2 protein-coding genes and 2 pseudogenes are annotated in these 4,078 nt (G+C 73.2%); all 4 read left to right on the forward strand.

From position 1 onward, the window contains the following. Nucleotides 1-529 (forward strand): annotated as a pseudogene (locus tag AOK23_RS28600) (DUF3344 domain-containing protein); the annotation flags it as partial. Further along, nucleotides 526-1,806, forward strand: a complete 1,281-nt coding sequence (locus AOK23_RS28605) for a glycosyltransferase (protein ID WP_079049757.1) — start codon at nucleotides 526-528, stop codon at nucleotides 1,804-1,806. The pseudogene AOK23_RS28600 and the gene AOK23_RS28605, both read left to right, overlap by 4 nt. Then, entirely contained in the window at nucleotides 1,803-3,242 is a 1,440-nt protein-coding gene (locus AOK23_RS28610) for an exopolysaccharide biosynthesis polyprenyl glycosylphosphotransferase (protein WP_055715508.1), read from the forward strand. Before AOK23_RS28605 ends, AOK23_RS28610 begins: the two co-directional genes overlap by 4 nt. Nucleotides 3,243-3,245: 3 nt before the next feature. Continuing rightward, nucleotides 3,246-4,078: pseudogene (locus AOK23_RS28615) on the forward strand (O-antigen ligase family protein); the annotation flags it as partial.

The raw sequence follows: 4,078 nt of genomic DNA on the forward strand, positions 1-4,078 counted from the left end.
TCTCTACACCGTTGCGCAGGTCAATGTGGCCATGGGCCGCTCGGCCGCCGGTGCCTGGGGCGGTTGGACACTGGTGGTGGCGTACGAGGACGAGTCCGAGCCGCGGCGGCACCTGGCGTTGTGGGACGGCTTCGACACGCTCACGGCCGACCGGGACCAAGTGGTGCAGCTGCCGCACGTGGAGTTCCCCAAGGGCGCGGGCGGGCGGGTCGGGCTGGTCGCCTACAACGGTGACCGCGGGACGCCCGGTGACACGCTCACCGTTTCCACGGGCCACGGGCAGCCGGTCCCGCTGGGTGACGCGGCCAACCCCCGGGACGACATTCTCAACTCGACGATCAGCGAGCCCGGTCCGGCCGGGTCCCATCGTTCCCCCGCCCATGCGAACACGCTCGGCTACGACTCCGACGTCCTCGACATGAGCGAGCAGGTCCAAGGCGGCGGTGACCGGCTCGTGTTCCGGATGGCCTCGGAGCGGGACGCCGCCTGGGCGGGAGTTCTCTTCGTCGCCGTGGATGCCCGACCATGAGGCACACCGACCAGCGCCCTGCCCGTGCGCAGGAGATCCCCACGCACCTGGCCCCGACGGACCGACCGTCGCGCATCCTGCACATCACCCAGCCCGTGGAGGGCGGTGTGGCACGGGTCGTGACGGATCTGTCGCGGGCTCAACTCGCCGACGGGCTGCACGTCACCGTCGCCTGTCCCGGTGGTGGTCTCGCACCGGCCGTCCAGGAGCTCGGCGCCCACGTACGGCACTGGCACGCGACACGTGCGCCGGGCCCCACTCTTCTCCAGGAGGTACGACGCCTGCGGCGGGTCCTCAGCGAGGTGCGACCGGACCTCGTCCACGCGCACAGCGCGAAGGCCGGACTGGCCGCACGGCTCGCCGTACGGGGGCGGATCCCGACCGTGTTCCAGCCGCACGCCTGGTCGTTCGAGGCGGTCAGCGGGGTCGCGGCCTCACTCGCCCTGAAGTGGGAGCGGTGGGGCGCCCGCTGGGCCGACCAGGTGGTCTGCGTGAGCGAGGCCGAGCGGGTCACCGGCGAGCGGGCCGGGGTACGGGCCCGGTGGCGGGTGATCGCCAACGGAGTGGATCCGGAGCGCTTCCGCCCCGCGGCCATGGGCGCCGTACGGGCCGGGATTCCGCTGCTCGCCGGTCTCGGTGACCACGCGCCGCTGGTCGTGTGCGTGGGGCGGCTGTGCCGGCAGAAGGGGCAGGACATCCTGCTGGCGGCGTGGAGCGCGGTGGTCCGCCAGGTGCCCGGGGCCCGGCTCGTGCTGGTGGGTGACGGGCCGGACGCTCCGAGCCTGCGCGGACTGGCGCCCGAAGGGGTGTTGTTCGCCGGAGCCACCGACGATGCCGCGCCCTGGTACCAGGCCGCCGACCTCGTCGTCCTGCCGTCCCGCTGGGAGGGCATGGCGCTGGCACCGCTGGAAGCCATGGCCTGCGGGCGGCCGGTCGTCATCACGGATGTGGACGGCGCCCGCGAGAGCCTGCCACCGGGACAGGGACCCGTCCCTCCCGAGGACCCGGCAGCGCTCGCCCGCACGATCGCCGGGTTGCTCCGCGATCCGGCGCGGCGCGAGTCGCTCGGCCGACAGGGACGCCACCACGTCCTGACGGCCCACGACGTGCGGCACACGGCCGGAGCCGTGGCGGACGTGTACCGCGAACTGCTGGCCGACGGGAGCGGCGCGGAAGGCGAAAGCGCGTCCATCGGCGCTCACGCCACGGGCTCCGCGTCCGTCGGGCATGCCCCGTACGGGGAACTCACCGAGTACAGGAAGTCCATCCTCACGTGACTGCGGAAAGCACCGTCGCCTCCCCTGGGGGAGAGCCACCGGACTACGGTTTCTCGAGCGTCTCGGTCATCACTCCACGCGGAGCCGACAGCGGTTTCGGTCTCCCCGCACCCCGTCCCGCCATACGGCGGCACTTCCCGCGCCTCGCACTGCTCGCCGTGGACGCGGGCGCGGCACTCGTCGCCGCGCGGGTGCTGGTCGATTCCCGGACACCAGGACACCCGTTGCTGGTCGCCGGACTGCTGCTGGCCGTCGTGTGGCTCAACGAGCGGGCCCGACTCTACCGGCCACCCGCCGTACCCGCCGTGCTGGACGAGCTGCCGGCCGTCTGCGCACGGATCGGCGCCTGCTGGAGCCTGCTCGCGGCGACGGTGGCGGCCTACTCCCCTGACCACTCCCTGTCCGTCGGCTCCATGGTCCTCGGCTGTGTCCTGCAGTCGGCCCTGTGCTGCGCGGGCCGGGGCACGGTGCACTGGCAGCGGCGCCGGGCTCTTGTCCGCAGGCCCGGCGCGGCCCTGTTGGTCGGGCCCGCGGTGACCGCGCAGCGCGTGGCCGCCGCGTTCCTCCGGCGCCCGGGGTGCGGGCTGCGGCCCGTGGGAGTGATCGCCGACCAGGCGGCCGGTGGCGATGGCCTGCCGGTCCTCACCACCGACGAGGAGGTGCGTCGGGCCATCGTGCAGAACGGCGTGCAGACCGTCCTCGTCGTCGGCCCCCGCGGCGAACGTGAACCGCTGCTGCGGGCACTGGCCGAAGCGGGCTGCGCGCTGTGGCAGGTGGACGCGGAGTCGCCGTCGTACGACCGGAGCTGTGAGCGTCTCGCCGGGTTCCCGTGCCGCCGTCTGGACATGACGGAGCATCGTGAGTGTCTCGCCAAGCGAGCCTTGGACGTGGTCGTTTCCGGGACCCTGCTGCTGCTGGTCAGCCCGCTGCTGCTGGGCACCGCCTTGGTGCTGCGGCTGAGCGAGGGGCCCGGGGTGGTGTTCCGGCAGGAGCGGATCGGCAAGGGCGGGCGGCGGTTCACACTGCTCAAGTTCCGTACGCACCGGCCCGTCGACGCGCGTGAGTCCGCGACCCGGTGGAGCGTGGCGGACGAGCAGGAGATGCGCTGGTTCTGCCGCTTCCTGCGGCGCACCTCGCTGGACGAGCTGCTCCAGCTGTGGAACGTGCTGCGCGGCGACATGAGCCTCGTCGGTCCCCGTCCCGAACGGCCCTACTTCGTCGCCAAGTTCGGTCAGACCTACCCCGGCTACCCGGACCGGCACCGGATGCGGACCGGCATCACCGGTCTCGCCCAGATCCACGGGCTGCGCGGCGACACCTCGATCGAGGACCGCGCCCGCTTCGACAACGCGTACATCGACGACTGGTCGCTGTGGCAGGACATCTGCGTCCTGCTGCGCACGGCGGTCGCGCTCGTCCGACCCACGGGGAGCTGAGCCGTGATCCGGCTGCCTGCCCGTGGCGTCTCGTCCGTCCTGCCGGTGGCTGCGGTGATCGCCATACTGTCGCTGCCCGTCTCCCCCGGTGTCACGGGCGGGGTGACCGCGGCCGACGTCGTCTCCGGGCTGCTCGTCCTGGCGTGCGCGATCCGTCTCGTACGGGAGCGGCGGCGCCCGCTGTCCCGGACGGCCGTCGTGGTGCTGGGGCTGCCCGTCGTGGGGCTCGCCCTGGCGGCAGCCGGGTCGGCATCGCCGGCGACCGGCTCGGGACTCGTCCGGTATCTCCAGATCTTCGTGCTGGTGCCGGCGGCGGTGCTGCTGAGCGTCCGGGGCCGGGCCGACTTCCGGCTGGTGGCCTGGGCGTTCGTCGGGCTCGCGCTGTGGCAGGGGGCCGTGGGCGCGCACCAGTACCTCACCGGGACCGGGGCCTCGTACGGGGGTGAGGACATCCGGGCGGTGGGGACCTTCGGGCCCACGGACGTCATGGGAATGGCGATGGCGGTGTCCTTGGGTCTGGTGTGCGCGGTGGGTCTGGCGCTTCGGCCCCACACCGCCGGGCAGCGGGCGGCGGCGGTGCTCTGTGCGGTGGTGCTGCTGGTGCCGCTCGCCGTCTCGTTCAGCCGCGGCGCGTGGATCGCCACGGCGGCTGCCTGCGGCCTGCAGGTCCTCCTGGCGGGTCCTCGGCGGGCGGTCACCGTGTTCTCGGTGGTGGCCGCCGCGGGCGTGCTCGTCGTGGGCGGGCTCGGTATCGGTTCCACGGTGCTCAACGAACGGATGAACAGCATCACGCGGGTCACCGACGCACCCGACCAGTCGGTGACCGACCGGTACAC

Source organism: Streptomyces torulosus (assembly GCF_001419765.1).
Classification (GTDB): Bacteria; Actinomycetota; Actinomycetes; order Streptomycetales; family Streptomycetaceae; genus Streptomyces; species Streptomyces torulosus.

Bases quoted from the DNA above. Each gene is read 5' to 3' on its own strand.
- AOK23_RS28605 (WP_079049757.1), top strand. From the start codon at position 526: ATGAGGCACACCGACCAGCGCCCTGCCCGTGCGCAGGAGATCCCCACG.